This is a genomic window from Pseudomonas flavocrustae, assembly GCF_029872515.1.
Taxonomy (GTDB): Bacteria; Pseudomonadota; Gammaproteobacteria; order Pseudomonadales; family Pseudomonadaceae; genus Chryseomonas; species Chryseomonas aestiva.
Map to the genome: position 1 here is coordinate 17,218 of NZ_JAPDIQ010000007.1, position 24,845 is coordinate 42,062.

A 24,845-nucleotide genomic window follows, 5' to 3' on the forward strand; every position below is an offset into this window, starting at 1 on the left:
CCATGCGCCTGCCCCTGCTGACCCTCTGCCTCGCCGCCGCGCTCGCTCAACCGGCCTTTGCCCAAGGCACCGCTAGTGACCATGACGAACACGAGCACGGTGCCCTGGGCGCCCATGTGCACGGCGAATCCCACCTCGACCTGGCCCAGACGGAAACCGGCCTGGAATTGCAGTGGCGCAGTCCGGCGGCCGATCTGCTGGGCTTCGAACATGCCCCGCGCAACCAGCAGGAAGAGGACGCCGTCGCGGCTCTGCGCCAAAGCCTGGAGAATCCCCAGCCGCTGGTGAAGCTGCCCGCGGCAGCCGATTGCCGCCTGACCGAAGCCAGCGCCATCAGCCCGCTGTTCGCCAAGGACGCCAGCGCGAGCGGCCATCTCGACGTGGACGCCAGCATGAGCTTCAGCTGCAGCAAGCCGGGCGCGCTCGCCAGCCTGGATCTCTCCGGCTGGTTCGCCCGCTTCCCCAACAGTCACAGTGTCGAGGCCCAGGCCATCGTCGCCAGCGGTCAGCAAGGCGCCGAACTGACCGCCAAGCAACCGCAGCTGAAATGGTAAGACGGTCGTGACCGCCGCCCCGCTGGTCGAGATCCAGGACCTCGGCTTCGCCTGGCCGGGCCAGGCGGAATGCCTGGACATCCGGCACTTCCAGCTGGCACCCGGCGAGGCGCTGTTCCTCGAAGGCCCTTCGGGCAGTGGCAAGACCACCCTGCTCGGCCTGCTGGGTGGCGTGCAGCGCCCCGGTCGCGGCCAGGTGCGCCTGCTCGGTCAGGACCTGGGGACGCTCGCCACCGCCCGGCGCGACCGCTTTCGCGTCGACCACACCGGCTTTCTCTTCCAGCAATTCAACCTGCTGCCCTTTCTCTCGGTGCTGGACAACGTCCTGCTTCCCTGCCAGTTCTCGGCGCTGCGCCGCGAGCGCGCCACCGCGCGGCACGGCGATCCGCGGGGTGCGGCCCTGACCCTGCTCTGCGCCCTGGGGCTGAGCGATCCCGCGCTGCCGCGCCGTCCAGCCCGCGAACTCTCCATCGGCCAGCAGCAGCGGGTCGCCGCCGCCCGCGCCCTGATCGGCCAGCCGGAGCTGGTGATCGCCGACGAACCCACCTCGGCGCTGGACACCGATCACCGCGATGCCTTCCTGCAGCTGCTGTTCTCCGAGTGCGCCGCCGCCGGCGCCGGCCTGCTGTTCGTCAGCCACGACCGCAGTCTGGCCAGTCGTTTCGACCGCCACCTGACCCTGGCCCAACTCAACGCCGCCCGGCCGGAGACCTAGGATGCCGCTTCTGCCGCTGGCCTGGGCCAGCCTGCGCAATCGTCGCGCCACCGCCCTCCTCACCGTCTTCACCATCGCCGTCTCGGTGGCCCTGCTGCTGGGCGTCGAACGGTTGCGCACCGAGGCCAAGGCCAGCTTCGCCAGCACCATCGCCGGTACCGACCTGGTGGTGGGCGCCCGCTCCGGTGCGGTCAATCTGCTGCTCTACTCGGTGTTCCGCATCGGCAATGCCACCAACAACATCCGCTGGGAGAGCTACGAGAAGCTCGCCGCCGATCCCCGCGTCGCCTGGACCATCCCGCTGTCCCTCGGCGACTCCCACCGCGGCTACCGGGTGCTGGGTACCGACGGCAACTACTTCGCCCACTATCACTACGGGCGCAACCAGCCGCTGCGGCTGGCCCAGGGTCGCCCCTTCAACGACGTCTTCGAGGTGGTGCTGGGCGCCGAGGTGGCCAAGGCGCTGCACTATCAACTGGGCGACAGGGTCGTGCTGGCCCATGGTGTCGCCACCATCAGCCTGACCGAGCATAGCGACCACCCCTTCACGGTGGTCGGCATCCTCGCCCCCACCGGTACCCCCGTCGACCGCACCCTGCACATCCCGCTGAGCGGCATGACCGCCCTGCACCTGGACTGGCGCGGTGGCATGCCCGGTCCTGCGCTGAGCGACGCCGAGGTGCGCCGGCGCGATCTCACGCCCCAGGACCTGACCGCCGCCCTGGTCGGCCTCAAGAGTCGGGTGGCCACCTTTGCCGTGCAGCGCGCGGTCAACGAGTACCGTGGCGAGCCGCTGCTGGCCATCCTGCCCGGCGTGGCCCTGCAGGAACTCTGGGGCCTGCTCGGCACGGCGGAACAGGCGCTGCTGGTGATGTCGCTGTGCGTGGTGCTCACCGGGCTGGTGGGCATGCTCACCGCCCTGCTCGCCAGTCTCAACGAACGACGCCGCGAGATGGCCATCCTGCGCTCGGTGGGCGCCCAGCCGCGTCATCTGTTCGGCCTGCTGCTGGCCGAAGCCCTGGCCCTTACGCTGGCCGGCTGTCTCGCCGGGCTGGCGCTGCTCTATGGCGCCATCGCGCTGGGCCGGCCCTGGCTGCTGGCGGAATACGGCCTGGCATTGCCGCTGGACTGGCCCTCGCTCTACGATGGGCAACTGCTCGGCGGTATCCTGCTCGCGGCGCTGGTGCTCGGCTGCATTCCGGCCTGGCGCGGCTGTCGCCAGGCCCTCACGGACGGGTTGTCCGTGCGTTTGTAGACGAGGCTTCCCCATGCGCCTGGCGCTCCTGCTGTTGCTCTGCTGGCTGTCCTGGGCCCAGGCCGACCCCCGCCAACTCGCCTGGCGCGAACTGGTGCCGGCCGATGCGCCGCGCTTCAATCCCGACAGCGTCGACCACGGCCTCGGCGAAGACGGCCCGGCCGCCAGCCAGCCCTGGCCGGACGCGCCAACGGTGGCCGCCCTGGACGGCCAGGAGGTGCGCCTGCCCGGCTACGTGGTGCCGCTGATGGTCACCGAAGAGGGCGAAGTCACCGAATTCCTGCTGGTCCCCTATTACGGCGCCTGCATCCACGTACCGCCGCCGCCCGGCAACCAGATCGTCTACGTCAAGGGCAGCCACGATCTCTGGCTGTCCAAGCTGCACCTGCCCTACTGGGTGGAAGGCCGCCTGGGCGTGGGCACCCAGCGCAGCGAGGTGGCCGTCGCCGGCTACTGGCTGCAGGCCCAGCGCATCCAGCCCTACATCCTCAAGGGCGACGGCTCCTGAGGGATCTGCCCTGCGCTTGAGCGAGATCAAGAGTCCGCCGTTCCGGCTTCGCTAGGCTGCTCCCAGCCATTTTTCAATGCCTTCGGAGCCCTCGCCATGCGTCCTCTCTTCCGTCTCAGCCTGCTCGCCCTCGCGCTGGCCGCCCCCTTCGCCCAGGCCCACCAGGCCGGCGACATCATCCTGCGCGCCGGCGCCATCACCGTGGATCCCCACGAGCGCAGCTCCGACGTCAAGATCGACAGAGGCGCCCTGAGTGGCGCCAATCTGGGCGGCAAGGCGACCATGGACAGCGACACCCAGCTGGGGCTGAACGTCGCCTACATGCTGACCGACCACCTGGGCCTCGAATTGCTCGCGGCCACGCCCTTCGAGCACCAGGTCAACATCAAGGGCACCGGGCTCGACGCCGCCAATGGCAAGCTGGGCAGCCTCAAGCACCTGCCGCCGACGCTGAGCCTGGTCTACTACCCGCTGGACGCCAAGGCGACGTTCCAGCCCTATGTCGGCGCCGGCCTCAACTACACCTGGATCTATGACGAGCACGTCGGCAGCGGCGCCAGCGCGGCCGGCTTCGACAATTTCCGCGCCGACAACTCCTGGGGCTGGTCCGCCCAGGTCGGTGCCGATCTCATGCTCACCGACCGGGTGATGCTCAATGCCCAGATCCGCTACATCGACATAGCCACCACCGCCCACGTCGACAACACCGCCCTCGGCGCCCGCGCCAAGGTCGATCTGGACGTGGATCCCTGGGTCTACATGGTCGGCCTGGGCTATCGCTTCTAGGCCACCGCCAGCCACTCGCGCCTTAGGTTGGCGCCGAGACGGCTCCAGCGGCGCAGCTCAACAGGCCAGGGCTTGCCCCTGGCCTCGCCTGCTAGTCCCGCAGCAGCGCCGCCAACCCCGTGCCCATGGCGGTAGGCTGGCTGAAGTCGAAACGCTCGCGCAGACGACGGTTGTCCGCCTTCGAATGGCGGATGTCTCCCGCCCGCGCGACCCCATGGGTCACCTGCGGCAGGCCACCGAGCACCTGACCGATCTCTGCCAGCAGGCCGTTCAGGCTGATGGTCTCGCCGCGCCCCACGTTCACCGCCCCGGCCGTTACTTCGGTGGCTTCCAGCGCCTGCACCAGGATGCCCACCAGATCGGCCACATAGACGAAATCGCGGGTCTGCTCGCCATCGCCGAACACCGTGATCGGCGTCTGGCGGCGGGCACGCTCGGTAAAGATGCTGATCACCCCGGAATAGGGCGAAGACGGATCCTGCCGTGGGCCGTAGATGTTGAAAAAGCGGAAGATCGCCGGCTCCAGCCCGTGCTCGCGGCGATAGAAGTCGAAGTAGTACTCGCCGGCCAGTTTGTCGGCCGCATAGGGCGTCAGGGGCGCCTTGGGCAGCTCTTCGTCGATGGCCTGGCCCTGACCGTTGGCGCCATAGACCGCCGCGCTGGAGGCATAGACCACGCGCTTGATGCCGGCCTTGCGCATGGCCTCGCACAGATTCAGGGTGCCGATGAAATTGGCCCGGTGGGTACCCACCGGGTCTTCCACCGACGCCTGCACCGAGGCCACCGCGGCCAGGTGCACCACCGCTGCGCAGCCGGCCACCGCGGCTTCCAGCGTCGCGGTATCAGCCACGTCGCCCACCCGCAGCTCGATACGTTCGTTGTCCAGCGGCAGATTCTCGCGCTTGCCGGTGCTGAGATCGTCCAGCACCCGCACCCGCCGGCCCCGCGCCAGCAGCGCGTCGGCCAGATGGGAGCCGATGAAACCGGCACCGCCAGTGATCAGAATGGGCGCATCACTCATGGAAACCTACCTCGTCCTACCGAAAGCCCTGCAACAGCGCGGGCAGCTCCTGCTGCCAGCGCCGCGCCTTGATTCCAAAGGTGTTGAGCAGCTTGCGACTGATCAACACCCCCTGTTGTGGCTCTTCCGCGGCATCCGCGCGCTCGAGGTGCGTCACCTCTTGCCATTCGCAGCGCACCGGCCGGTCGAACTCCTGCCAGAGCTGGGCGACGGTCTCGGCCAGGCCCAATTCCGATACCGCTTCCTGGGCGCCATAGTGATAGGTCCCCCAGAGCGGCGCGCCGCAGTCGAGTTGCTTGACCACCGCCAGCAACACCCGCGCGGCATCGCCCACGGTGGTCGGATTGCCGCGCCGGTCGCCCGCCATCGGCACCACCTGCTCGGTATCCAGCTGCTGCAGCAGACGCCCCAGACGCCCGTCGCGGGAGTCGTCCAGCACCCAGCCCAGGCGCAGCAGGATATGCATCGGGCACAGCGCTCGCACCAGTTGCTCGACCCGCCAGAGCGCTTCGCCACGCGCCCCGGGGGGCCGCGGAAGATCCTTTTCACTATAGCCGGCCACGCGGGAGCCATCGAACAGCTGATAACTGGACGGTTGGATCAGCGGAATCTGATAGTGCTGGCAGAGGCCTGCCAGGCGCTGCACGGCCAGCGCCTGGCGCTGCATCAGGGCCGGATCGAAGTCTGCGGCCTGCAACCAGTCGCGGTAGTAGGCGAGATTGATCACCGCTCCCGGCCGTACCCGGTCGAGGACCTCGGTCAGTCCGGCAGCGTACCAGCCCTCCGCGGGAGTCTCGGGGGCGACGAATTCGATGCCCGCTTCGGCACCGGCGGCGAGTAGCGCCTTGCCCAGGGCGCTCTCCCCGCCCACTACTAGAAGACGCATACGCATGTGTTGGAACAGCCTTCAAACCAGCATAAACAGGCGTCGAAAGATTCGACGGACATCGGTCAACATAGCGCGTCGCGCCAACCTTGCTCAAGCACCGGCGGCAACCGCTGCCGGTTCCTCGCGGGTTTGTTCGCGCAGGGTATGGTTGGCGGCGCTCTTGAGATTGGGTAGCAGCCGGCAGATCAGCGCCAGCTGGGTGCACACCAGTCGATAGCCGTCGTCGTTATCATCCGCCGCGGCTTCCAGTTGGTCGGCCAGGCTGCTTTCCTCTTCGGCGGTAGGCGGCAGACTGCGCCGCTCCGCCACCGCGGCGGCTATGGTCTCCATGCCCTCGGCGATACGGGTCACGGCGCGCTCCACCAGGGCATCGTGCTCGGCCGCTTCCAGCTGGCGGCGATGCGCGCCCAAGGCCGACAGATAACCCAGCAAGGTGTTGGACAACGCCAGATAGCGAAAGCCCGCTTCCAGGTTGCGCCGGAAATGCCCGGGATCGCGCAGCATGTTGGCCAGCGCCGCCGACAGCGTCGCATCGGCATTGTGGGCGTTGCGCCGCGCCACGCGGTAATCGAGGTCGTCGCGCTTGCCGGTGCGGTACTGCTCGTGCAACCGGCGCAGATAGAGGGCGTTGGTGCGCAGGGTGTTGGCCATCACCAGGTGCAGGCGGCGCCCCTGCCAGTCCGGCAGGACGAAGAACACCGCCAGCACCGCGATCAGGCAACCCAGCAGGGTGTCCAGCAGCCGCGGCCAGATCAGCATGAAACCGTTGCCCACCTGGTTGAAGCAGAACAGCACCATCAGGGTGATGGCCGCGGTGGCGACGGTGTAGCGATCGGTCCGGGTGATGAAGAACACCAGACCGGCGACCAGCGCCAGCAGCAGCTGGATCTCCGGTTGCGCGAACAGCTCCAGCAAGGCACTGCCCAGCAACAGGCCGATTACCGTGCCGACGATCCGCTGCACCAGCCGCACCCGGGTCGCCCCGTACTGCGGGCGGCAGACGAACACCGTGGTCAGCAGGATCCAGTAGCCGTTGACCGGGTGGATCAGGTGCAGCACCCCATAGCCGGCCATCAGCGCCAGCGCCATGCGCAGGCCATGGCGGAACAGCAGCGAGGTCGGGGTCAGCTGCAGGCGGATACGCTGTAACACCTCGCGCAACGAGCGCGCCGCCGGATCCAGCAGACTGGTATCCAGATCCGCCGCCCCCGAGTCGCTGTTGCCCGCCTCGGAAAATTGCCGCTCCAGGGTCGAGAGATTGTGCCCGAGCAGGTCCAGGGAGCGCAGCAGGCCTCGCCAGCGCGGATTCTGCTGCTGCTTGAGATACTCCAGCGAGGCCTGCAGATCGGTCAGCCCCTGCTGACTCTGCTGGCCATATTCGAAGGGCTGCCCCAGTCGGATCGCCTCGCCCATGTTGCGGCAGGCTGCGGCCTGCAGCTTGAGCAGGCGCTGGCAGCGAAAGAGGATATCACTGTGAAAGAAGGCCTCGGTCAGGGCGCTGTAGGGATAGTGCGAGGAGCTGGCGCGCTCATGGATATCCTGCGCCATGAAATACAGGCGGAAGTAGCGCCCTGAACGTGCGCCCGGCCGCCCCGAGCGGCCGAAGCGATTGAGAATGGTCGCCTTGGCCTGGTTCAGCGCCTGCACCACCTTGCCGTTCTGCTGGGCCAGCAGCACCCGCCGCCGATGCAGATCCACCCCGCGCACCGGTTCGAGCATCTCCGCCTTGAGCCGGAGCAGGGTCTCCAGTTCGCCATAGAGCGCGGACAGATTCTGCCGCACCGGCTGGTGGGCGAACAGCGCGCACCAGAGCACCGAGAGCAGGCCGTACCACAGCGCCCCGGCCAGCAGGTGCGCCGGCTCGTACCACAACGGCACCTGGGTACCCAGCCGCTGATCCACACCGATCATGGCGTAGATCGACAGGATCACCGTAGCCTGGGCGATGGACGCGTAGCGCTCGCCGATGGCGCCGAGCATGGTCAGGCTGAAGGTGGCCAGGCCCAGGCCCACCACAAAGATCCAGGGATAGGGAAACAGCAGTTCGACCGCGAAGGCGGCCACCGCGAAGCACAGCAGGGTGACCACCAGGGACTTGAGACGGCCCAGCCAGCTGTCATCGGTTTCCGCCAGGGCGCTGGCGATGATGCCGAGAAACACCGGCGACAACGCGCGCAGATCGCCCAGCGACCAGCAGACAGCCATGGCGCCGCTCAGGGCGACAAAGACGCGAACGCCATAGCTGGCCTTTTCGTGCGCCCAGAGCTGGCGCAAAGACACTCCAAACACAGTCATGACGGGAGAGCGAGCCTCGTGTTTTCGCGCTTGATGCGAACCTTAGCACTGCGACGTCGCAAGTGGCGTCCGAGGCAGCCTTTCCCGCACTTTTTTAGCGGCGAAAAAAAGCCCGGCATCCGCCGGGCTCCTTCTACCCCTTGGGTCAGGCCACTTCGCTGGGATCCATCCCCAGCCCCTTGGCGATACCCATGCCATAGGCAGGATCGGCCTTGAGAAAATGACCGATCTGCCGCAGCTGGACATCCCGGGTCACCGAAGCCATGGCACCGACGATATTGTCGATCAGCAACGCCTGCTGGTCCGCGTTCATCAGGCGGAACAGCGCACCGGCCTGACTGTAGTAATCCTCGTCCACCCGGTGGTCGTAGCGATCGGCCGGACCGGCGAAATTCAGCGCCGGCTCACGATATTGCGGCGCCTGCCTGGGCGTATGGCTATAGCTGTTGGGCTCGTAGTTCGGCTGGGAACCGCCATTGCCATCGAATCTCATGGCCCCGTCACGCTGGTTGTTGGCATAGGGGCAGCGCGGCGCATTGACCGGCAACTGCTGGTAGTTGGTTCCCACCCGATAGCGCTGGGCATCGGCATAGGCGAACACCCGTCCTTGCAGCATGCGATCCGGCGACAGGCCGATGCCCGGTACCACGTTGCTTGGCGCGAAGGACGCCTGCTCCACCTCGGCGAAGTAGTTCTGCGGATTGCGATTGAGCTCCAGCAGGCCTACCTCCTGCAACGGATAGTCCTGCTGCGACCAGACCTTGGTGACGTCGAAAGGATTTTCGGCGCGACCGGCCGCTTCCTGCTCGCTCATCACCTGGATGCACAGCTTCCAGCGGGGGAATTCGCCGCGCTCGATGGCCTGGAACAGGTCGCGCTGGCTGTAGTCCGGATCGCTCCCGGCCAGACGTGCGGCCTCGGTCGGCGCCAGGTTCCTGATCCCCTGCTGGCTCTTGAAGTGAAACTTCACGAAGTGCCGTTCGCCCTGGGCATTGATCAGGCTGAAGGTATGGCTGCCGAATCCATGCATGAAGCGATAGCCATCCGGGATGCCGCGATCGGAAAACAGGATGGTCACCTGATGTAGCGATTCCGGCGACAGCGACCAGAAGTCCCACATCATCTGCGGACTCTTCAGATTGCTCCAGGGATCGCGCTTCTGGGTGTGGATGAAGTCGGGAAACTTGAGCGGATCGCGGATGAAGAACACCGGGGTGTTGTTGCCGACGATGTCCCAGTTGCCTTCTTCGGTATAGAACTTGAGGGCGAAGCCACGCGGATCGCGCTCGGTATCCGCAGAGCCGCGCTCACCACCCACGGTGGAAAAGCGCAGGATGGTCTCGGTCTGCTTGCCGACGCTGGCGAACAGCTTGGCGCTGGAGAGATGGGTGATGTCCTGGGTGACAGTAAAGGTGCCATAGGCGGCAGAACCCTTGGCGTGCACGCGTCGCTCGGGAATGACCTCACGATTGAAGTGGGCCAGCTTCTCGATCAGATGGAAGTCGTCGAGCATCAGCGGACCGCGCGGGCCGGCGGTACGGGAATTCTGGTTGTCGGCCACCGGAATACCGCTGGCGGTGGTGAAGATCTTGGTATCGGTCACAGGTTGTCTCCCTTGAATAGCGCTTGCTGATCTCGTGGGAGAAGTATCGCCAAGGCAATACTTTAGGACTATTTTATTGATCCTAGCATCCTGATAGAAAATCCAAGTAGAAGGACCCTGCCTGCGGCTTCGCCAAACGCTAGGCATGAAAAAGCCGGGCAGGAGCCCGGCTTTTTCCAGAACAGCGCTACTTATTCAGCAGCTTGTTCCACAGTACCGCCGACCGGACGGTCGATCAGCTCGACGTACGCCATGGGCGCATTGTCGCCAGCGCGGAAGCCGCACTTCAGGATACGCAGGTAGCCACCCGGACGGTTGGCGTAGCGCTTGCCCAGGTCGTTGAACAGCTTGCCAACGGCAGCTTTCGAGCGGGTGCGGTCGAAAGCCAGACGACGGTTGGCGACGCTGTCTTCCTTGGCCAGGGTGATCAGCGGCTCGGCAACGCGGCGCAGTTCCTTGGCTTTCGGCAGGGTAGTTTTGATCAGCTCGTGCTCGAACAGCGACACAGCCATGTTCTGGAACATGGCCTTGCGATGTGCGCTCGTGCGGCTCAGATGACGACCACTTTTACGATGACGCATGATTGAAATTCCTTCCCAAACTATCGTTCGGTGAACAATGACGATCAGGCAGTAGCCTTGTCGTCCTTCTTAAGGCTTGCAGGGGGCCAGTTGTCCAGGCGCATACCGAGCGACAGACCACGCGAGGCCAGAACGTCCTTGATTTCGGTCAGGGACTTCTTGCCCAGGTTCGGGGTCTTGAGCAGCTCCACTTCGGTACGCTGAATCAGGTCACCGATGTAGTAGATGTTCTCCGCCTTGAGGCAGTTGGCCGAACGGACGGTCAGTTCCAGATCGTCCACCGGACGCAGCAGGATCGGATCGATCTCGTCTTCCTGCTCGACCACGACCGGCTCGCTGTCGCCCTTGAGGTCGACGAACGCTGCCAGCTGCTGCTGCAGGATAGTGGCGGCACGACGGATGGCTTCTTCCGGATCCAGGGTACCGTTGGTTTCCAGGTCAAGCACGAGCTTGTCCAGGTTGGTACGCTGTTCGACCCGGGCGTTTTCCACCACATAGGCCACGCGACGAACCGGGCTGAACGTAGCATCGAGCTGGAGACGACCGATTGCGCGGGTTTCGTCTTCTTCGCTCTGACGCGCGTCGGCGGGCTCATAGCCACGACCGCGAGCGATTTTCAGCTTCATGTTCAGCGAACCGTTGTCCGCCAGGTGGGCGATGACGTGATCGCCGTTGACGATCTCGACGTCGTGATCGACCTGAATGTCAGAGGCCAGAACCGGCCCCTGACCTTTCTTGCTCAGGCTCAGGGTGACTTCGTCACGGCCGTGCAACTTGATGGCCAGACCCTTGAGATTGAGCAGGATCTCGATCACGTCTTCCTGCACGCCTTCGATGGCGCTGTACTCGTGCAGGACACCGTCGATCTCTGCTTCGACTACCGCGCAGCCAGGCATGGAGGACAACAGGATACGCCGCAGCGCGTTGCCCAAGGTATGGCCGAAACCACGCTCGAGAGGCTCGAGGGTGATCTTGGCACGGGTCTGACTAACCGCCTGCACATCGATATGGCGGGGGGTCAGGAACTCATTTACCGAACTCTGCATGGATGCACCTACTTTCTAGCCCTTACTTGGAGTAGAGCTCGACAATCAGGTTTTCGTTGATGTCGGCGGAGAGATCACCACGGGCCGGCACGCTCTTGAAGGTGCCTTCCTTTTTCTCGGTGCTCACTTCGACCCACTCAACCCGGCCACGCTGGCCGCACAGCTCGAGAGCTTGAGCGATACGCAGCTGGTTTTTGGCCTTTTCACGGACCGCGACGACGTCGCCGACCTTGACCTGATAGGAGGGAATGTTGACGGTCTGACCGTTGACGGTGATCGACTTGTGGGAGACCAGCTGGCGCGATTCAGCGCGAGTGGCACCGAAGCCCATGCGATACACCACGTTGTCCAGACGGCATTCGAGCAGTTGCAGCAGGTTTTCACCGGTAGCACCCTTGCGACGGGCAGCTTCCTGGTAGTAACCGGCGAACTGACGCTCGAGGACGCCATAGATACGGCGGACTTTCTGCTTTTCACGCAGCTGCAGACCGTAGTCGGACAGACGACCGCGACGCTGACCATGCTGGCCAGGAACGGTTTCCAGCTTGCACTTCGAGTCGAGGGCACGAGCGCCGCTCTTCAGGAAGAGGTCAGTGCCTTCGCGGCGGGACAGTTTGCACTTGGGACCAATGTAACGAGCCATTTCTCACTGTCTCCTATTACACGCGACGCTTCTTCGGCGGACGGCACCCGTTATGCGGGATAGGCGTCACGTCGGTGATGCTGGCGATCTTGTAACCACAGGCATTCAGGGCGCGAACAGCGGACTCGCGGCCGGGGCCGGGACCTTTGACGTTCACGTCCAGATTCTTCAGACCATATTCCAGAGCGGCTTGGCCGGCACGTTCGGCTGCAATCTGGGCAGCGAACGGGGTGCTCTTACGGGAGCCACGGAAGCCGGAGCCACCGGAGGTCGCCCAGGACAATGCATTGCCCTGACGATCGGTGATGGTCACGATGGTGTTGTTGAAAGACGCATGGATGTGGGCGATGCCATCAACCACTGTCTTTTTGACTTTCTTACGAGGACGAGCAGCAGGTTTTGCCATGACTAGATTCCTGTCGATTCGCGGATGCGATTACTTGCGGATCGGCTTGCGCGGGCCCTTACGGGTACGGGCATTGGTCTTGGTGCGCTGACCACGGACCGGCAGACCACGGCGGTGACGCAGACCGCGGTAGCAACCCAGATCCATCAGGCGCTTGATGTTCATGTTGATTTCGCGGCGCAGGTCACCCTCGGTGAGGATTTTGGCGACCTCGTTACGCAGCTGATCGACCTGCTCGTCGCTCAGTTCTTTGATCTTGGCGGTCGGCTGGATGCCGGTGGCCGCGCAGATCTTCTGAGAGGTGGTGCGACCGACACCATAGATGTAGGTCAGCGAGATAACAGTGTGTTTGTTATCTGGAATGTTGACGCCTGCAATACGGGCCATTCAGAAAAACTCCAATTGACAGCTACCGACGCCCCGGAAGCCAAGAAAAGGGCGCGCGATATTAACGCTGTAGGAACAAATGATCAACCCGGCAGCACACTAGCTGCCGGGTTAGACGCGTGATTCACACTCAGCCTTGGCGCTGCTTGTGACGCGGTTCAGCGCTGCAGATCACGCGCACGACGCCTTCGCGGCGAATGATCTTGCAGTTACGGCACAGCTTCTTGACCGATGCACGAACTTTCATGACAACTCCTCTAACCTTACGGGTAACGGATCAGCGCATCATGCCGCCGCCGTAGCCCTTCAGGTTGGCTTTCTTCATCAGGGACTCGTATTGATGAGATACGAGATGGGATTGGACCTGAGACATGAAGTCCATGACCACTACCACCACGATCAGCAACGACGTCCCACCGAGATAGAACGGCACGTTCGCCGCGACCACCAGGAACTGGGGCAACAAGCACACCGCCGTCATGTACAGGGCACCGAACATGGTCAGTCGGGTCAGCACGCCATCGATATAGCGCGCGGACTGCTCACCAGGACGAATACCCGGAATGAACGCTCCGGATTTCTTCAGGTTCTCGGCCACGTCCTTGGGGTTGAACATCAGCGCTGTATAGAAGAAGCAGAAGAAGATGATCCCTGCACTAAACAGCAAGATGTTCAGCGGCTGACCGGGAGCGATGGCCTGAGCCACGTCCTGCAACCAGCCGAGACCTTCGGACTGACCAAACCACGAACCGAGCGATGCCGGGAACAGCAGGATGCTGCTGGCGAAGATCGCCGGGATAACCCCAGCCATGTTCACCTTGAGCGGCAGATGGCTGTTCTGCGCCGCGAAGACCTTGCGGCCCTGCTGACGCTTGGCGTAGTGCACGGCAATACGACGCTGCCCACGCTCGATGAACACCACGAAGGCGATGATGGCAACCGCTACCACACCCACCATGATCAGCGCGAAGATGTTGATATCGCCCTGCCGTGCCGACTCGAAGGACTGACCGATGGCGCGGGGCAAGCCCGCGACGATACCGGCGAAGATCAGCATCGAGATGCCATTGCCGATACCGCGCTCGGTGATCTGCTCACCCAGCCACATCATGAACAGCGCGCCGGCGACAAACGTGGTGACAGCGACGAAATAGAAGCTGAAGCCCACGCTGAACGCGACGCCCTGACTGGCGAGTCCAACCGACATCCCGGTGGCCTGAACGAGCGCCAGAACCAGCGTGCCGTAACGGGTGTACTGGCTGATCTTGCGACGACCAGACTCACCCTCTTTCTTCAATTGCTCCAGCTGTGGGCTGATGGCGGTAAGCAGCTGCATGATGATCGAGGCCGAGATGTACGGCATGATCCCCAGTGCAAAGATGCTCATCCGCTCCAGCGCACCGCCAGAGAACATGTTGAAGAGGCTAAGAATGGTCCCCTCGTTCTGCCTGAACAGTGCGGCCAGCTGATCGGGATTGATACCCGGAACAGGGATGTGCGCACCGATCCTGTAGACGATGATCGCCAGGAACAGGAATCGGAGGCGGGTCCACAGCTCGGACATACCACCGGTCTTGCTGAGCGCAGAGAGAGCACCTTGCTTAGCCATTTATTCCTCGATCTTGCCGCCAGCTGCTTCGATGGCTGCACGTGCGCCCTTGGTGGCACGAATGCCCTTCAGGGTGACGGCACGAGTGACGTCGCCGGACAGCACAACCTTGACACGCTTGATGTCGCGGCTGATCACGTTGGCGTCTTTCAGCGCCTGCAGATCGACCACATCGACATCAACCTTGGCCAGCTCGGAGGTACGAACCTCGGCACGGTCCAGGGCTTTCAGCGAGACGAAGCCGAATTTCGGCAGACGACGGTGCAGCGGCTGCTGGCCACCCTCGAAACCGGGGGCAACCTTGCCACCGGAACGGGAGGTCAGACCCTTGTGGCCGCGGCCACCGGTCTTGCCCAGGCCGCTACCGATACCACGACCGGGACGCAGCTTCTCGCGGCGAGCGCCGGGAGCGGAACGCAGATCATTCAGTTTCATGACTTAACCCTCCACACGCAGAAGGTAGTAGGCCTTGTTGATCATGCCGCGATTTTCAGGGGTGTCCTGAACTTCGACGGTGTGACCGATGCGACGCAGGCCGAGACCCTTGACGCAAGCCTTGTGATTGGCCAGACGGCCGTGGACGCTCTTGATCAGCGTGACCTTGACGGTTGCGTTAGCCATGATCAGAGAATCTCCTCGACGCTCTTGCCACGCTTGGCGGCAACAGCTTCCGGCGCCTGCATGTGCTTGAGACCTTCAAAGGTCGCGTACACAACGTTTACCGGGTTGGTGGAGCCGTAGCACTTGGCCAGGACGTTCTGCACACCAGCGACTTCCAGGACGGCGCGCATGGCACCACCGGCGATGATGCCGGTACCGTCGGAAGCGGGCTGCATGTACACCTTGGAGGCGCCATGGGCGGCCTTGACCGGGTACTGCAGGGTGGTGCCATTCAGATCCACCTGGATCATGTTGCGGCGAGCAGCTTCCATAGCCTTCTGGATGGCGGCAGGCACTTCACGGGCCTTGCCACGGCCGAAGCCAACGCGGCCTTTGCCATCGCCAACCACGGTCAGAGCGGTGAAGGCGAAGATACGGCCGCCTTTCACGGTTTTGGCTACGCGGTTAACTTGAACCAGCTTCTCGATATAGCCTTCGTCGCGCTTTTGATCGTTATTTGCCATGACTTAGAACTCCAGCCCGCCTTCACGAGCAGCGTCGGCCAGCGCTTTGACGCGACCATGGTACTTGAAGCCAGAACGATCAAAGGCCACCTGGGTAACGCCAGCGGCCTTGGCACGCTCGGCGACCAGCAGACCAACTTTCTTGGCCGCCTCGACGTTGCTGGTAGCGCTTTCGCGCAGTTCTTTGTCCAGCGTAGAAGCGCTGGCCAGGACCTTGCTGCCATCGGCCGCGATGACCTGGGCATAGATGTGCTGGGAAGAGCGGTACACGCACAGACGGACCACTTCCAGCTCGCGCATCTTCAGGCGAGCCTTGCGAGCGCGACGCAGTCGGGTTTCTTTCTTGACGGTCATTTGCTATGCCCTACTTTTTCTTGGCTTCTTTACGGTGGACGACTTCGTCGGCATACCGTACACCCTTGCCCTTGTAGGGCTCCGGCGGACGGAAACCACGAATCTCAGCCGCAACCTGGCCGACCAGCTGCTTGTCGATACCCTTGATCAGGATTTCGGTCTGGTTGGGGGTTTCTGCGGTGATGCCTTGCGGCAGGTCGTAGTCCACGGGGTGAGAGAAGCCCAGAGCGAGGTTCAGCACCTGACCTTTGGCCTGGGCCTTGTAGCCCACACCGACCAGTTGCAGCTTGCGCTCGAAGCCCTGGCTAACGCCGACCACCATGTTGTTGACCAGGGCACGGGTAGTGCCGGCCATCGCACGGGTCTGCTGATCGCCATTGCGAGCGGCGAAACGCAGCTCACCGGACTCTTGAGTGACTTCAACGGACGGATGGACCTTCAGTTCCAGAGCGCCCTTGGCACCCTTGATCGAAAGAGCCTGACCGGCCAGATTAACTTCGACGCCTGCAGGCAGTCTTACAGGGTTTTTAGCAACGCGAGACATGCTGATTCCCCTTAGAAGACTGTGCAGAGCACTTCGCCGCCAACACCAGCAGCACGGGCTGCGCGATCAGTCATCACACCTTTGTTGGTGGAAACGATCGACACGCCCAGACCGCCACGCACTTTCGGCAGCTGGTCAACGGCTTTGTACTGGCGCAGACCGGGACGGCTGCTACGCTTCAGCTCTTCGATGACAGGCTTGCCTTCGAAGTACTTCAGCTCGATGGACAGCGACGGCTTGGATTCCGCGCTGACCTGAAAATCCGCGATGTAACCTTCGTCCTTGAGGACTTTGGCAACGGCAGCCTTCAGCTTGGAAGAAGGCATGCTCACAACGGCCTTTTCAGCCATCTGGGCATTACGGATACGAGTTAGCATGTCTGCTAACGGGTCCTGCATACTCATGGGCTATTAGCTCCTAATACAGAAATTGAGCCTACCGGCTCTCAAAATCACCCCTCGGCAATAGGCCGATTCGGGCGAGCCGAGCATTCTAGAGACCAGCCTGAAACGAATCAAGCCCCAAAAGGGGCTTGATTCAATTACCGCGATGAAAGGCGCTAGCTGTTACCAGCTGGCCTTCACCAGGCCGGGCACGTCACCGCGCATGGCTGCTTCACGCAGCTTGATGCGGGACAGACCGAACTTGCGGTACACGCCATGCGGACGACCGGTCAGGCGGCAGCGGTTACGCATGCGGCTGGCGCTGGCGTCACGGGGCTGCTTCTGCAGGGCGACCTGGGCATTCCAACGGTCCTCGGGGGAGGCGTTGACATTACCGATGGTCGCCTTCAGCTCGGCGCGCTTCTTGGCGTACTTGGCAACCGTCTGCTGACGCTTCAGCTCGCGGTTAATCATGCTTTGCTTAGCCATCTGAAGACCTCAATCAGTTACGGAACGGGAAGTTGAACGCGCGCAGCAGCGCACGGCCTTCCTCGTCGGTACGAGCGGTGGTGGTCAGGGTGATGTCCATACCACGCAGCGCATCGATCTTGTCGTAATCGATTTCCGGGAAGATGATCTGCTCTTTCACGCCCATGCTGTAGTTGCCACGACCATCGAAGGACTTGGCATTCAGGCCGCGGAAGTCACGCACGCGCGGCAGGGAGATGGACAGCAGACGATCCAGGAATTCATACATGCGATCGCTACGCAGGGTCACCTTGACGCCGATCGGCCAGCCTTCGCGAATCTTGAAGCCAGCAATGGAATTGCGGGCATAAGTCACGACCGGCTTTTGACCAGCGATCTTTTCCAGGTCAGCTACAGCGTTGTCGATGATTTTCTTATCACCGACCGCTTCGCCCAGACCCATGTTCAAGGTGATCTTGGTGATGCGCGGAACTTCCATCACGTTACCCAGCTGAAGCTGCTCTTTCAGCTTGGGCGCGATTTCCTTCCGATAAATCTCTTTCAATCGAGCCATGGTGATCTACCTAGCAGCTTCAGGCCTGGACCGCTTTTTGGGTCGACTTGAAGATACGAATCTTCTTGCCGTCTTCGACTTTGAAACCAACGCGGTCAGCCTTGTTGGTCTCGGAGTTGAAAATGGCAACGTTGGAGACATGCAGAGGAGCTTCTTTCTCTACGATGCCACCCTGAACACCCAGCATGGGGTTGGGCTTGGTGTGGCGCTTGATCAGGTTGACCCCACCAACGACCAGACGGTCATCGGCGAGCACCTTCAGCACCTTGCCACGCTTGCCCTTGTCCTTGCCGGCAATGACGATTACCTCGTCGTCACGACGAATCTTTTGCATGTCGGCTACTCCTTACAGCACTTCGGGGGCAAGGGAGACGATCTTCATGAACTTCTCGGAGCGAAGTTCACGGGTCACCGGCCCAAAGATACGGGTGCCAATCGGCTCTTGCTTGTTGTTCAGCAGAACCGCGGCGTTGCCGTCGAAGCGGATGATGGAACCGTCGGTGCGGCGGACGCCGTGCTTGGTACGCACGACGACTGCAGTCATCACCTGACCTTTCTTCACCTTGCCGCGCGGAATTGCTTCCTTGACGGTGACTTTGATGATGTCGCCAATGCCGGCGTAACGGCGGTGGGAACCGCCGAGCACCTTGATGCACATCACGCGACGAGCGCCGCTGTTGTCGGCGACGTCAAGCATGGATTGAGTCTGGATCATGGCTCTCTACCCTTATACCTGAACGGCGCGCTCGACGACGTCAACCAGGGTCCACGCCTTGGTCTTGGCCAGCGGGCGGGTTTCGCGAATGGTGACCAGGTCACCAATGCGGCACTGATTGGTTTCGTCGTGAGCGTGCAGCTTGGTGGAACGCTTCACGTATTTGCCGTAGATCGGGTGCTTGACGCGACGCTCGATCAGTACGGTGACGGTTTTGTCCATCTTGTCGCTGACCACTCGGCCGGTCAGCGTACGGACAGTTTTTTCAGCTTCAGCCATGATCACTTACCTGCTTGCTGGTTCAGCACAGTCTTGACGCGAGCGATGTCGCGCTTCACTTGCGAGAGCATGTGAGACTGACCCAACTGGCCAGTTGCCTTCTGCATACGCAGATTGAACTGGTCACGCAGCAGGTTGAGAAGCTGCTCGTTCAGCTCCTCTACGGATTTCTCACGCAAATCTTTCGCTTTCATCACATCACCGTCCGCTTAACAAAGGAGGTTTCGAGCGGAAGCTTGGCAGCGGCCAGGGCAAATGCCTGACGAGCCAGATCCTCGGAAACACCCTCGATCTCGTACAGGACCTTGCCCGGCTGGATCTGGGCTACCCAGTACTCGACACTACCCTTACCTTTACCCATCCGCACTTCGAGAGGCTTCTTGGTGACAGGCTTGTCAGGGAAGACGCGGATCCAGATCTTGCCGCCACGCTTCACGTGACGGGTCAGCGCACGACGTGCGGATTCGATCTGGCGAGCGGTCAGACGGCCACGGCCGACAGCCTTCAGCGCGTACTCGCCGAAGCTGACCTTGCTACCGCGATGAGCCAGACCACGGTTGTGGCCGGTCATCTGCTTGCGGAATTTTGTACGCTTGGGTTGCAGCATGTTGCGTACTCCTTACTTAGCAGCAGCTTTTTTGCGCGGAGCCGGGGCGACGGGCTTGAGCTCTTCCTGGCGGCCACCAATGACCTCACCCTTGAAGATCCAGACCTTCACACCGATCACACCGTAAGTGGTGTGAGCTTCCGCAGTGGCGTAGTCGATATCGGCACGCAGGGTGTGCAGGGGCACACGACCTTCGCGATACCACTCGGTACGGGCGATTTCAGCACCGCCCAGACGACCGCTCACCTGAATCTTGATGCCTTTGGCACCAATGCGGATCGCGTTCTGCACGGCGCGCTTCATGGCACGACGGAACATCACACGACGCTCAAGCTGCTGCGCAACGCTCTGCGCAACCAGGGCACCGTCGAGCTCCGGCTTGCGGATCTCTTCGATGTTGATGTGCACGGGCACACCCATTCTTGCGGTCAGGTCCTGACGCAGCTTCTCGACATCCTCACCTTTCTTGCCGATCACGATACCGGGACGGGCGGTGTGGATGGTGATGCGTGCGGTTTGAGCCGGGCGATGAATATCGATACGGCTTACGGACGCGCTTTTTAGTTTGTCCTGGAGGTACTCACGAACCTTCAGGTCGGCCAGCAGATAGTCCGCATAAGTGCGCTTATCCGCGTACCAGACCGAAGTGTGCTCCTTGACGATACCCAGGCGAATGCCATTGGGATGTACTTTCTGACCCATCTGATCGACTCCGTTACTTGTCCGCAACCTTGACCGTGATATGGCAAGACCGCTTCACGATGCGATCAGCACGACCTTTGGCACGCGGCATGATGCGCTTGAGCGAACGACCTTCGTTTACGAAGACAGTGGAAACCTTCAGGTCGTCCACGTCGGCGCCTTCATTGTGCTCGGCGTTGGCAACAGCCGACTCCAGCACCTTCTTCATGATTTCAGCGGCTTTCTTGCTGCTGAAAGTCAACAGGTTGAGCGCTTCGCCCACCTTCTTCCCGCGGATCTGGTCGGCGACCAAGCGGGCTTTCTGGGCGGAGATACGAGCGCCCGACAGCTTAGCGGCTACTTCCATCTTCCTTACCCCTTAACGCTTGGCTTTCTTGTCAGCCGCATGACCGCGATAGGTGCGGGTAGCAGCGAACTCGCCGAGTTTGTGGCCGACCATGTCTTCGTTCACCAGAACGGGGACATGTTGACGACCGTTGTGCACAGCGATGGTCAGACCGACCATCTGCGGCAGGATCATCGAACGACGCGACCAGGTTTTGATCGGTTTGCGTTCGTTCTTTTCCACCGCGACTTCGATCTTCTTCAACAGGTGAAGATCGATAAAAGGACCTTTCTTCAGAGAACGGGGCACAGTCGAATCCTCTACTGATTACTTGCCGCGACGGACAATCATCTTGTCGGTACGCTTGTTGGAGCGCGTCTTGAGACCCTTGGTCTTGACGCCCCACGGCGAAACCGGATGACGGCCACCGGAAGTACGACCTTCACCACCACCGTGCGGGTGATCGACCGGGTTCATGGCAACACCACGAACGGTCGGACGCACGCCACGCCAGCGGGTGGCACCGGCCTTACCCAGCGAACGCAGGCTGTGCTCACCGTTGGACACTTCGCCCAGGGTGGCACGGCACTCGGACAGCACCTTGCGCATTTCACCGCTGCGCAGACGCACGGTGACGTAGGCGCCTTCGCGGGCGACCAGCTGAGCGGAGGTACCCGCGGAGCGAGCGATCTGAGCGCCTTTGCCAGGCTTCAGCTCGATACCGTGGATGGTGCTACCGACCGGCACGTTACGCAGCGGCAGGTTATTGCCAGCCTTGATGGGCGCGCCAGCACCGGACAGCAGCTGGTCACCGGCAGCAACGCCCTTGGGGGCGATGATGTAGCGACGCTCGCCATCGGCGTACTTCAGCAGAGCGATGTGTGCAGTACGGTTCGGATCGTATTCGATACGCTCAACGACGGCAGGGATGCCATCCTTGTTGCGACGGAAATCGACCAGACGGTAGTGCTGCTTGTGACCACCGCCGATGTGGCGAGTGGTGATACGACCATTGTTGTTACGGCCGCCGGACTTGCTCTTCTTCTCCAGCAAAGGAGCGTAGGGCGCGCCTTTGTGCAGATCGGAGTTGACCACCTTGACCACAAAGCGGCGGCCAGCGGAGGTCGGCTTGCATTTTACGATTGCCATGATGCCCCCTGATTACTCGGCGCTGCTGGAAAAGTCGAGATCCTGGCCCGGCTGGAGCGCGATGTACGCTTTTTTCCAGTCGTTACGCTTGCCCAGACCACGAGCGGTACGCTTGGTCTTGCCCTGGACGTTCAGGGTGCTGACGCTGCGGACCTTGACCTCGAACAGCTGCTCGACGGCCTTCTTGATTTCCAGCTTGGTTGCATCGGTGGCAACCTTGAATACGAACTGCTTCTGGCTGTCCGCCAGCATGGTGGCCTTCTCGGAGATGTGCGGGCCAAGCAGCACTTTGAATACGCGTTCCTGGTTCATGCCAGCAGCTCCTCGAATTTCTTCACGGCGGACACAGTGACCAGCACCTTGTCGTAGGCGATCAGGCTGACCGGGTCGGAACCCTGGACATCACGCACGTCGACGAAAGGCAGGTTGCGGGCGGCCAGATACAGATTCTGGTCGACAGCGTCGGTCACGATCAGCACGTCGCTCAGACCCAGGCCGTCCAGCTTGCTGACCAGGGTCTTGGTCTTGGGCGCGTCGACGGCGAAGTCGTCAACCACGACCAGACGATCCAGACGGACCAGCTCGGCGAGGATGGAGCGCAGTGCAGCGCGGTACATCTTCTTGTTCAGCTTCTGGCTGTGATCCTGGGGCTTGGCTGCGAAAGCCACGCCACCGGAGCGCCAGATGGGGCTGCGGATGGTACCGGCACGGGCACGACCGCTGCCCTTCTGACGCCAAGGCTTCTTGCCGCCGCCACGGACTTCGGAACGGGTCTTCTGGGCACGGGTGCCCTGACGACCGCCAGCCATGTAGGCGACGACTGCCTGGTGAACCAGGGTCTCGTTGAATTCACCGCCGAAGGTGTGCTCAGAGACTTCGATAGCTTGAGAGCCATTCACATTGAGTTGCATGTTCTCTCTCCTCTCAACCACGGGCCTTGACAGCGGGACGCACGATCACGTCACCACCCGGCGCGCCGGGGACGGCACCCTTGACCAGCAGCAGGTTGCGCTCGGCGTCTACACGCACGACTTCCAGCGACTGAACGGTTACACGCTCCGCACCCAGGTGACCGGACATTTTCTTGCCCTTGAACACTCGACCAGGAGTCTGGCACTGGCCGATGGAACCAGGTGCACGGTGGGAAACGGAGTTACCGTGGGTGTTGTCCTGACCACGGAAGTTCCAGCGCTTGATGGTACCGGCGTAGCCCTTACCTTTGGACTGACCAGTTACATCAACCATCTGACCGGCTTCGAACAGGGCTACGGTGACTTCGTCACCTGCCTTGTACTCACCGTCTTCCAGGCGGAATTCGAGGACGCTACGACCAGCAGCAACGCTGGCCTTGGCGAAGTGACCGGCTTGCGCCTTGGTCACGCGGGAAGCACGACGCTCGCCCACGGTTACCTGAATGGCGCGATAGCCATCGGTTTCTTCGCTCTTGAATTGGGTTACGCGATTCGGCTCGATCTCAATGACCGTGACCGGAACGGAAACGCCTTCTTCGGTGAAAACGCGGGTCATACCGCATTTACGACCGACTAAACCAATCGTCATGTTGAGAACCTCTTGAGTGTACGGGGCTTTCACCCGCTATGGCCGCCCATTTCAGAGCGTTACACGACTGAAACCTTGACGGTCTCAGCCGAGGCTGATTTGCACTTCAACGCCAGCGGCGAGATCGAGCTTCATCAGCGCATCGACGGTCTTGTCGGTGGGCTGAACGATGTCGAGCACACGCTTGTGGGTACGAATTTCGTACTGGTCACGAGCGTCCTTGTTGACGTGCGGAGAAATCAGCACTGTGTAACGTTCCTTGCGGGTAGGCAGAGGAATCGGACCACGCACCTGAGCACCAGTACGTTTCGCAGTTTCTACGATTTCCTGGGTGGATTGATCGATCAGGCGATGATCAAAAGCCTTCAACCGAATACGGATTTGTTGATTTTGCATTTGACCTCAGACTCCAAGCTTTCCTCTCGGACAAAAAGGTGCCCGATTAAAGGAGGCGCAATTCTAAGGATGTCGCCAGCGGCTGTCAAGAACGCCTCTTTTGCCATCTGTCAATTTCACGAGGCAAGAAAAAAGGCCCCGAGGGGCCTTTTTTCGTTTCAGATCAATCGATTACTCGATGATCTTGGCAACCACGCCGGCGCCGACGGTACGACCGCCTTCACGGATGGCGAAACGCAGACCGTCTTCCATCGCGATCGGAGCGATCAGGGTGACAACCATCTTGATGTTGTCGCCCGGCATCACCATCTCGACGCCTTCCGGCAGCTCGCAGTTACCGGTCACATCGGTGGTGCGGAAGTAGAACTGCGGACGGTAGCCCTTGAAGAACGGGGTGTGACGACCGCCTTCTTCCTTGGACAGCACGTACACTTCGCACTCGAACTTGGTGTGCGGCTTGATGGTGTTCGGCTTGGCCAGAACCTGGCCACGCTCCACGTCTTCACGCTTGGTGCCACGCAGCAGCACGCCGACGTTCTCGCCAGCACGGCCTTCGTCCAGCAGCTTGCGGAACATTTCAACGCCGGTGCAGGTGGTCTTGACGGTGGCCTTGATGCCCACGATCTCGACTTCTTCCTGGATGCGGACGATGCCACGCTCGACACGACCGGTTACCACGGTGCCGCGACCGGAGATCGAGAACACGTCTTCGATCGGCATCAGGAACGGCTTGTCGATGGCACGCTCGGGCTCGGGGATGTACGAGTCCAGGGTCTCGACCAGCTTGCGCACGGCAGAGGTACCCATTTCGTTGTCGTCGTTGCCGTTCAGCGCCATCAGCGCGGAGCCGATCACGATCGGGGTGTCGTCGCCCGGGAAGTCGTAGGTGTTCAGCAGATCGCGAACTTCCATCTCGACCAGTTCCAGCAGCTCGGCGTCGTCAACCATGTCGGCCTTGTTCAGGAACACGACGATGTAGGGAACGCCTACCTGACGGGACAGCAGGATGTGCTCGCGGGTCTGCGGCATGGGGCCGTCAGCAGCCGAGCAAACCAGGATCGCGCCGTCCATCTGGGCAGCACCGGTGATCATGTTCTTCACGTAGTCGGCGTGGCCGGGGCAGTCGACGTGCGCGTAGTGACGGATCGCCGAGTCGTACTCAACGTGGGAGGTGTTGATGGTGATACCACGAGCCTTTTCTTCCGGCGCGTTGTCGATCTGGTCGAAACCACGAGCGGAACCGCCCCAGGTGTCGGCACAGACTTTGGTCAGCGCAGCGGTCAGAGTGGTCTTGCCATGGTCAACGTGACCGATGGTGCCCACGTTCAGGTGCGGTTTGTTACGTTCGAATTTTTCTTTAGCCACGA

The 24,845-nt window shown here is 62.0% G+C and carries 38 protein-coding genes; 5 read left to right on the top strand and 33 right to left on the bottom strand.

Annotated elements, in window-relative coordinates; all coding sequences use genetic code 11:
- Positions 1 to 2: 2 nt before the first annotated feature.
- The 5 genes from OMP44_RS15930 to OMP44_RS15950 all read left to right on the top strand — a co-directional run bounded on the left by OMP44_RS15930 (position 3) and on the right by OMP44_RS15950 (position 3,818).
- On the top strand, positions 3 to 554 hold the full coding sequence (locus OMP44_RS15930) for a ZrgA family zinc uptake protein (RefSeq protein ID WP_273861324.1): 552 nt from the start codon (positions 3 to 5) through the stop codon (positions 552 to 554).
- 7 nt (positions 555 to 561) lie between these two features.
- Positions 562 to 1,269, top strand: a complete 708-nt coding sequence (locus tag OMP44_RS15935; RefSeq protein ID WP_273861325.1) for an ABC transporter ATP-binding protein — start codon at positions 562 to 564, stop codon at positions 1,267 to 1,269.
- Between the two features lies 1 nt (position 1,270).
- Positions 1,271 to 2,524, top strand: a complete 1,254-nt coding sequence (locus tag OMP44_RS15940) for an ABC transporter permease (RefSeq protein WP_187980956.1) — start codon at positions 1,271 to 1,273, stop codon at positions 2,522 to 2,524.
- A gap of 13 nt (positions 2,525 to 2,537) precedes the next feature.
- On the top strand, positions 2,538 to 3,032 hold the full coding sequence (locus tag OMP44_RS15945; protein ID WP_280309658.1) for a DUF3299 domain-containing protein: 495 nt from the start codon (positions 2,538 to 2,540) through the stop codon (positions 3,030 to 3,032).
- 96 nt (positions 3,033 to 3,128) lie between these two features.
- Positions 3,129 to 3,818: an OmpW/AlkL family protein gene (locus OMP44_RS15950; protein ID WP_027601114.1), complete on the top strand. Its 690-nt coding sequence runs from the start codon at positions 3,129 to 3,131 to the stop codon at positions 3,816 to 3,818.
- Positions 3,819 to 3,909: 91 nt separating this feature from the next.
- Here OMP44_RS15950 and OMP44_RS15955 read toward each other — a convergent pair whose 3' ends face one another.
- The 33 genes from OMP44_RS15955 to tuf all read right to left on the bottom strand — a co-directional run bounded on the left by OMP44_RS15955 (position 3,910) and on the right by tuf (position 24,843).
- On the bottom strand, positions 3,910 to 4,839 hold the full coding sequence (locus OMP44_RS15955) for an NAD-dependent epimerase/dehydratase family protein (protein ID WP_280309663.1): 930 nt from the start codon (positions 4,837 to 4,839) through the stop codon (positions 3,910 to 3,912).
- Between the two features lie 16 nt (positions 4,840 to 4,855).
- The gene (locus tag OMP44_RS15960; RefSeq protein WP_280309665.1) at positions 4,856 to 5,731 is read right to left on the bottom strand and encodes a sugar nucleotide-binding protein; all 876 of its coding nucleotides are present in this window, start codon (positions 5,729 to 5,731) and stop codon (positions 4,856 to 4,858) included.
- An 87-nt stretch (positions 5,732 to 5,818) separates the two neighbouring features.
- The gene (gene yccS / locus OMP44_RS15965) at positions 5,819 to 8,023 is read right to left on the bottom strand and encodes a YccS family putative transporter (RefSeq protein WP_273861328.1); all 2,205 of its coding nucleotides are present in this window, start codon (positions 8,021 to 8,023) and stop codon (positions 5,819 to 5,821) included.
- A gap of 145 nt (positions 8,024 to 8,168) precedes the next feature.
- Positions 8,169 to 9,626: a catalase gene (locus tag OMP44_RS15970; protein ID WP_280309667.1), complete on the bottom strand. Its 1,458-nt coding sequence runs from the start codon at positions 9,624 to 9,626 to the stop codon at positions 8,169 to 8,171.
- Between the two features lie 191 nt (positions 9,627 to 9,817).
- Entirely contained in the window at positions 9,818 to 10,207 is a 390-nt protein-coding gene (gene rplQ, locus OMP44_RS15975; RefSeq protein WP_007161227.1) for a 50S ribosomal protein L17, read from the bottom strand.
- Positions 10,208 to 10,251: 44 nt separating this feature from the next.
- Positions 10,252 to 11,253, bottom strand: a complete 1,002-nt coding sequence (locus tag OMP44_RS15980) for a DNA-directed RNA polymerase subunit alpha (protein ID WP_017640290.1) — start codon at positions 11,251 to 11,253, stop codon at positions 10,252 to 10,254.
- 22 nt (positions 11,254 to 11,275) lie between these two features.
- Positions 11,276 to 11,896 carry a 30S ribosomal protein S4 gene (rpsD, locus tag OMP44_RS15985; RefSeq protein WP_017640289.1) on the bottom strand — a complete coding sequence of 207 codons (621 nt, stop codon included), beginning with the start codon at positions 11,894 to 11,896 and terminating at the stop codon, positions 11,276 to 11,278.
- 16 nt (positions 11,897 to 11,912) lie between these two features.
- Entirely contained in the window at positions 11,913 to 12,302 is a 390-nt protein-coding gene (rpsK, locus tag OMP44_RS15990; RefSeq protein WP_003281811.1) for a 30S ribosomal protein S11, read from the bottom strand.
- 30 nt (positions 12,303 to 12,332) lie between these two features.
- Entirely contained in the window at positions 12,333 to 12,689 is a 357-nt protein-coding gene (gene rpsM, locus OMP44_RS15995) for a 30S ribosomal protein S13 (protein WP_017640288.1), read from the bottom strand.
- A gap of 130 nt (positions 12,690 to 12,819) precedes the next feature.
- Positions 12,820 to 12,936: a 50S ribosomal protein L36 gene (rpmJ, locus tag OMP44_RS16000; protein ID WP_002555468.1), complete on the bottom strand. Its 117-nt coding sequence runs from the start codon at positions 12,934 to 12,936 to the stop codon at positions 12,820 to 12,822.
- A 30-nt stretch (positions 12,937 to 12,966) separates the two neighbouring features.
- Entirely contained in the window at positions 12,967 to 14,298 is a 1,332-nt protein-coding gene (gene secY / locus OMP44_RS16005; RefSeq protein WP_133860560.1) for a preprotein translocase subunit SecY, read from the bottom strand.
- On the bottom strand, positions 14,299 to 14,733 hold the full coding sequence (gene rplO, locus OMP44_RS16010) for a 50S ribosomal protein L15 (RefSeq protein WP_133860559.1): 435 nt from the start codon (positions 14,731 to 14,733) through the stop codon (positions 14,299 to 14,301). It lies immediately after the preceding gene.
- Positions 14,734 to 14,736: 3 nt separating this feature from the next.
- Positions 14,737 to 14,919, bottom strand: a complete 183-nt coding sequence (gene rpmD, locus OMP44_RS16015) for a 50S ribosomal protein L30 (protein ID WP_007161233.1) — start codon at positions 14,917 to 14,919, stop codon at positions 14,737 to 14,739.
- Between the two features lie 2 nt (positions 14,920 to 14,921).
- The gene (gene rpsE / locus OMP44_RS16020) at positions 14,922 to 15,422 is read right to left on the bottom strand and encodes a 30S ribosomal protein S5 (protein WP_007161234.1); all 501 of its coding nucleotides are present in this window, start codon (positions 15,420 to 15,422) and stop codon (positions 14,922 to 14,924) included.
- Positions 15,423 to 15,425: 3 nt separating this feature from the next.
- Positions 15,426 to 15,776, bottom strand: a complete 351-nt coding sequence (gene rplR / locus OMP44_RS16025; protein WP_007161235.1) for a 50S ribosomal protein L18 — start codon at positions 15,774 to 15,776, stop codon at positions 15,426 to 15,428.
- A gap of 10 nt (positions 15,777 to 15,786) precedes the next feature.
- Complete coding sequence (rplF, locus tag OMP44_RS16030) at positions 15,787 to 16,320, bottom strand: 50S ribosomal protein L6 (RefSeq protein ID WP_017640286.1); 534 nt, start codon at positions 16,318 to 16,320, stop codon at positions 15,787 to 15,789.
- 11 nt (positions 16,321 to 16,331) lie between these two features.
- Complete coding sequence (gene rpsH / locus OMP44_RS16035; RefSeq protein ID WP_017640285.1) at positions 16,332 to 16,724, bottom strand: 30S ribosomal protein S8; 393 nt, start codon at positions 16,722 to 16,724, stop codon at positions 16,332 to 16,334.
- A 162-nt stretch (positions 16,725 to 16,886) separates the two neighbouring features.
- The gene (gene rpsN, locus OMP44_RS16040; RefSeq protein WP_017640284.1) at positions 16,887 to 17,192 is read right to left on the bottom strand and encodes a 30S ribosomal protein S14; all 306 of its coding nucleotides are present in this window, start codon (positions 17,190 to 17,192) and stop codon (positions 16,887 to 16,889) included.
- Positions 17,193 to 17,205: 13 nt separating this feature from the next.
- On the bottom strand, positions 17,206 to 17,745 hold the full coding sequence (gene rplE, locus OMP44_RS16045) for a 50S ribosomal protein L5 (protein ID WP_007161239.1): 540 nt from the start codon (positions 17,743 to 17,745) through the stop codon (positions 17,206 to 17,208).
- A 19-nt stretch (positions 17,746 to 17,764) separates the two neighbouring features.
- Positions 17,765 to 18,079 (bottom strand): 50S ribosomal protein L24, encoded by a 315-nt coding sequence (gene rplX / locus OMP44_RS16050; protein WP_017640283.1) that lies wholly within the window; start codon positions 18,077 to 18,079, stop codon positions 17,765 to 17,767.
- 12 nt (positions 18,080 to 18,091) lie between these two features.
- Positions 18,092 to 18,460, bottom strand: coding sequence for a 50S ribosomal protein L14 (gene rplN / locus OMP44_RS16055; RefSeq protein ID WP_007161241.1), 369 nt, complete (start codon positions 18,458 to 18,460; stop codon positions 18,092 to 18,094).
- A gap of 12 nt (positions 18,461 to 18,472) precedes the next feature.
- Positions 18,473 to 18,739: a 30S ribosomal protein S17 gene (gene rpsQ / locus OMP44_RS16060; protein ID WP_007161242.1), complete on the bottom strand. Its 267-nt coding sequence runs from the start codon at positions 18,737 to 18,739 to the stop codon at positions 18,473 to 18,475.
- A gap of 2 nt (positions 18,740 to 18,741) precedes the next feature.
- Complete coding sequence (gene rpmC / locus OMP44_RS16065) at positions 18,742 to 18,933, bottom strand: 50S ribosomal protein L29 (protein ID WP_007161243.1); 192 nt, start codon at positions 18,931 to 18,933, stop codon at positions 18,742 to 18,744.
- A complete protein-coding gene (rplP, locus tag OMP44_RS16070; RefSeq protein ID WP_017640282.1) occupies positions 18,933 to 19,346 on the bottom strand; it encodes a 50S ribosomal protein L16 in 414 nt (137 codons plus the stop codon). Before rplP ends, rpmC begins: the two co-directional genes overlap by 1 nt.
- Positions 19,347 to 19,358: 12 nt before the next feature.
- On the bottom strand, positions 19,359 to 20,048 hold the full coding sequence (gene rpsC / locus OMP44_RS16075) for a 30S ribosomal protein S3 (protein ID WP_007161245.1): 690 nt from the start codon (positions 20,046 to 20,048) through the stop codon (positions 19,359 to 19,361).
- 13 nt (positions 20,049 to 20,061) lie between these two features.
- On the bottom strand, positions 20,062 to 20,394 hold the full coding sequence (gene rplV / locus OMP44_RS16080; protein WP_007161246.1) for a 50S ribosomal protein L22: 333 nt from the start codon (positions 20,392 to 20,394) through the stop codon (positions 20,062 to 20,064).
- 12 nt (positions 20,395 to 20,406) lie between these two features.
- Positions 20,407 to 20,682, bottom strand: a complete 276-nt coding sequence (gene rpsS, locus OMP44_RS16085) for a 30S ribosomal protein S19 (protein ID WP_007161247.1) — start codon at positions 20,680 to 20,682, stop codon at positions 20,407 to 20,409.
- Positions 20,683 to 20,700: 18 nt separating this feature from the next.
- Complete coding sequence (rplB, locus tag OMP44_RS16090; RefSeq protein ID WP_007161248.1) at positions 20,701 to 21,522, bottom strand: 50S ribosomal protein L2; 822 nt, start codon at positions 21,520 to 21,522, stop codon at positions 20,701 to 20,703.
- A 12-nt stretch (positions 21,523 to 21,534) separates the two neighbouring features.
- Complete coding sequence (rplW, locus tag OMP44_RS16095; RefSeq protein ID WP_007161249.1) at positions 21,535 to 21,834, bottom strand: 50S ribosomal protein L23; 300 nt, start codon at positions 21,832 to 21,834, stop codon at positions 21,535 to 21,537.
- A complete protein-coding gene (rplD, locus tag OMP44_RS16100) occupies positions 21,831 to 22,433 on the bottom strand; it encodes a 50S ribosomal protein L4 (protein ID WP_017640279.1) in 603 nt (200 codons plus the stop codon). The genes rplW and rplD overlap by 4 nt, the downstream gene beginning before the upstream one ends.
- Before the next feature lie 13 nt (positions 22,434 to 22,446).
- On the bottom strand, positions 22,447 to 23,082 hold the full coding sequence (rplC, locus tag OMP44_RS16105) for a 50S ribosomal protein L3 (protein ID WP_007161251.1): 636 nt from the start codon (positions 23,080 to 23,082) through the stop codon (positions 22,447 to 22,449).
- Positions 23,083 to 23,166: 84 nt separating this feature from the next.
- Positions 23,167 to 23,478: a 30S ribosomal protein S10 gene (gene rpsJ / locus OMP44_RS16110; RefSeq protein ID WP_003243886.1), complete on the bottom strand. Its 312-nt coding sequence runs from the start codon at positions 23,476 to 23,478 to the stop codon at positions 23,167 to 23,169.
- Positions 23,479 to 23,649: 171 nt separating this feature from the next.
- Positions 23,650 to 24,843 carry an elongation factor Tu gene (gene tuf / locus OMP44_RS16115; RefSeq protein ID WP_133860552.1) on the bottom strand — a complete coding sequence of 398 codons (1,194 nt, stop codon included), beginning with the start codon at positions 24,841 to 24,843 and terminating at the stop codon, positions 23,650 to 23,652.
- Between the last annotated feature and the right edge of the window lie 2 nt (positions 24,844 to 24,845).

Coding starts and splice junctions, on each gene's coding strand:
- OMP44_RS15930 (WP_273861324.1), top strand. CDS start 3: ATGCGCCTGCCCCTGCTGACCCTCTGCCTCGCCGCCGCGCTCGCTCAA.
- OMP44_RS15940 (WP_187980956.1), top strand. CDS start 1,271: ATGCCGCTTCTGCCGCTGGCCTGGGCCAGCCTGCGCAATCGTCGCGCC.
- OMP44_RS15945 (WP_280309658.1), top strand. CDS start 2,538: ATGCGCCTGGCGCTCCTGCTGTTGCTCTGCTGGCTGTCCTGGGCCCAG.
- OMP44_RS15950 (WP_027601114.1), top strand. CDS start 3,129: ATGCGTCCTCTCTTCCGTCTCAGCCTGCTCGCCCTCGCGCTGGCCGCC.
- OMP44_RS15955 (WP_280309663.1), bottom strand. CDS start 4,839: ATGAGTGATGCGCCCATTCTGATCACTGGCGGTGCCGGTTTCATCGGC.
- OMP44_RS15960 (WP_280309665.1), bottom strand. CDS start 5,731: ATGCGTATGCGTCTTCTAGTAGTGGGCGGGGAGAGCGCCCTGGGCAAG.
- yccS (WP_273861328.1), bottom strand. CDS start 8,023: ATGACTGTGTTTGGAGTGTCTTTGCGCCAGCTCTGGGCGCACGAAAAG.
- rplQ (WP_007161227.1), bottom strand. CDS start 10,207: ATGCGTCATCGTAAAAGTGGTCGTCATCTGAGCCGCACGAGCGCACAT.
- OMP44_RS15980 (WP_017640290.1), bottom strand. CDS start 11,253: ATGCAGAGTTCGGTAAATGAGTTCCTGACCCCCCGCCATATCGATGTG.
- rpsD (WP_017640289.1), bottom strand. CDS start 11,896: ATGGCTCGTTACATTGGTCCCAAGTGCAAACTGTCCCGCCGCGAAGGC.
- rpsK (WP_003281811.1), bottom strand. CDS start 12,302: ATGGCAAAACCTGCTGCTCGTCCTCGTAAGAAAGTCAAAAAGACAGTG.
- rpsM (WP_017640288.1), bottom strand. CDS start 12,689: ATGGCCCGTATTGCAGGCGTCAACATTCCAGATAACAAACACACTGTT.
- rpmJ (WP_002555468.1), bottom strand. CDS start 12,936: ATGAAAGTTCGTGCATCGGTCAAGAAGCTGTGCCGTAACTGCAAGATC.
- secY (WP_133860560.1), bottom strand. CDS start 14,298: ATGGCTAAGCAAGGTGCTCTCTCTGCGCTCAGCAAGACCGGTGGTATG.
- rplO (WP_133860559.1), bottom strand. CDS start 14,733: ATGAAACTGAATGATCTGCGTTCCGCTCCCGGCGCTCGCCGCGAGAAG.
- rpmD (WP_007161233.1), bottom strand. CDS start 14,919: ATGGCTAACGCAACCGTCAAGGTCACGCTGATCAAGAGCGTCCACGGC.
- rpsE (WP_007161234.1), bottom strand. CDS start 15,422: ATGGCAAATAACGATCAAAAGCGCGACGAAGGCTATATCGAGAAGCTG.
- rplR (WP_007161235.1), bottom strand. CDS start 15,776: ATGACCGTCAAGAAAGAAACCCGACTGCGTCGCGCTCGCAAGGCTCGC.
- rplF (WP_017640286.1), bottom strand. CDS start 16,320: ATGTCTCGCGTTGCTAAAAACCCTGTAAGACTGCCTGCAGGCGTCGAA.
- rpsH (WP_017640285.1), bottom strand. CDS start 16,724: ATGAGTATGCAGGACCCGTTAGCAGACATGCTAACTCGTATCCGTAAT.
- rpsN (WP_017640284.1), bottom strand. CDS start 17,192: ATGGCTAAGCAAAGCATGATTAACCGCGAGCTGAAGCGTCAGCAGACG.
- rplE (WP_007161239.1), bottom strand. CDS start 17,745: ATGGCTCGATTGAAAGAGATTTATCGGAAGGAAATCGCGCCCAAGCTG.
- rplX (WP_017640283.1), bottom strand. CDS start 18,079: ATGCAAAAGATTCGTCGTGACGACGAGGTAATCGTCATTGCCGGCAAG.
- rplN (WP_007161241.1), bottom strand. CDS start 18,460: ATGATCCAGACTCAATCCATGCTTGACGTCGCCGACAACAGCGGCGCT.
- rpsQ (WP_007161242.1), bottom strand. CDS start 18,739: ATGGCTGAAGCTGAAAAAACTGTCCGTACGCTGACCGGCCGAGTGGTC.
- rpmC (WP_007161243.1), bottom strand. CDS start 18,933: ATGAAAGCGAAAGATTTGCGTGAGAAATCCGTAGAGGAGCTGAACGAG.
- rplP (WP_017640282.1), bottom strand. CDS start 19,346: ATGCTGCAACCCAAGCGTACAAAATTCCGCAAGCAGATGACCGGCCAC.
- rpsC (WP_007161245.1), bottom strand. CDS start 20,048: ATGGGTCAGAAAGTACATCCCAATGGCATTCGCCTGGGTATCGTCAAG.
- rplV (WP_007161246.1), bottom strand. CDS start 20,394: ATGGAAGTAGCCGCTAAGCTGTCGGGCGCTCGTATCTCCGCCCAGAAA.
- rplB (WP_007161248.1), bottom strand. CDS start 21,522: ATGGCAATCGTAAAATGCAAGCCGACCTCCGCTGGCCGCCGCTTTGTG.
- rplW (WP_007161249.1), bottom strand. CDS start 21,834: ATGAACCAGGAACGCGTATTCAAAGTGCTGCTTGGCCCGCACATCTCC.
- rplD (WP_017640279.1), bottom strand. CDS start 22,433: ATGCAACTCAATGTGAATGGCTCTCAAGCTATCGAAGTCTCTGAGCAC.
- rplC (WP_007161251.1), bottom strand. CDS start 23,082: ATGACGATTGGTTTAGTCGGTCGTAAATGCGGTATGACCCGCGTTTTC.
- rpsJ (WP_003243886.1), bottom strand. CDS start 23,478: ATGCAAAATCAACAAATCCGTATTCGGTTGAAGGCTTTTGATCATCGC.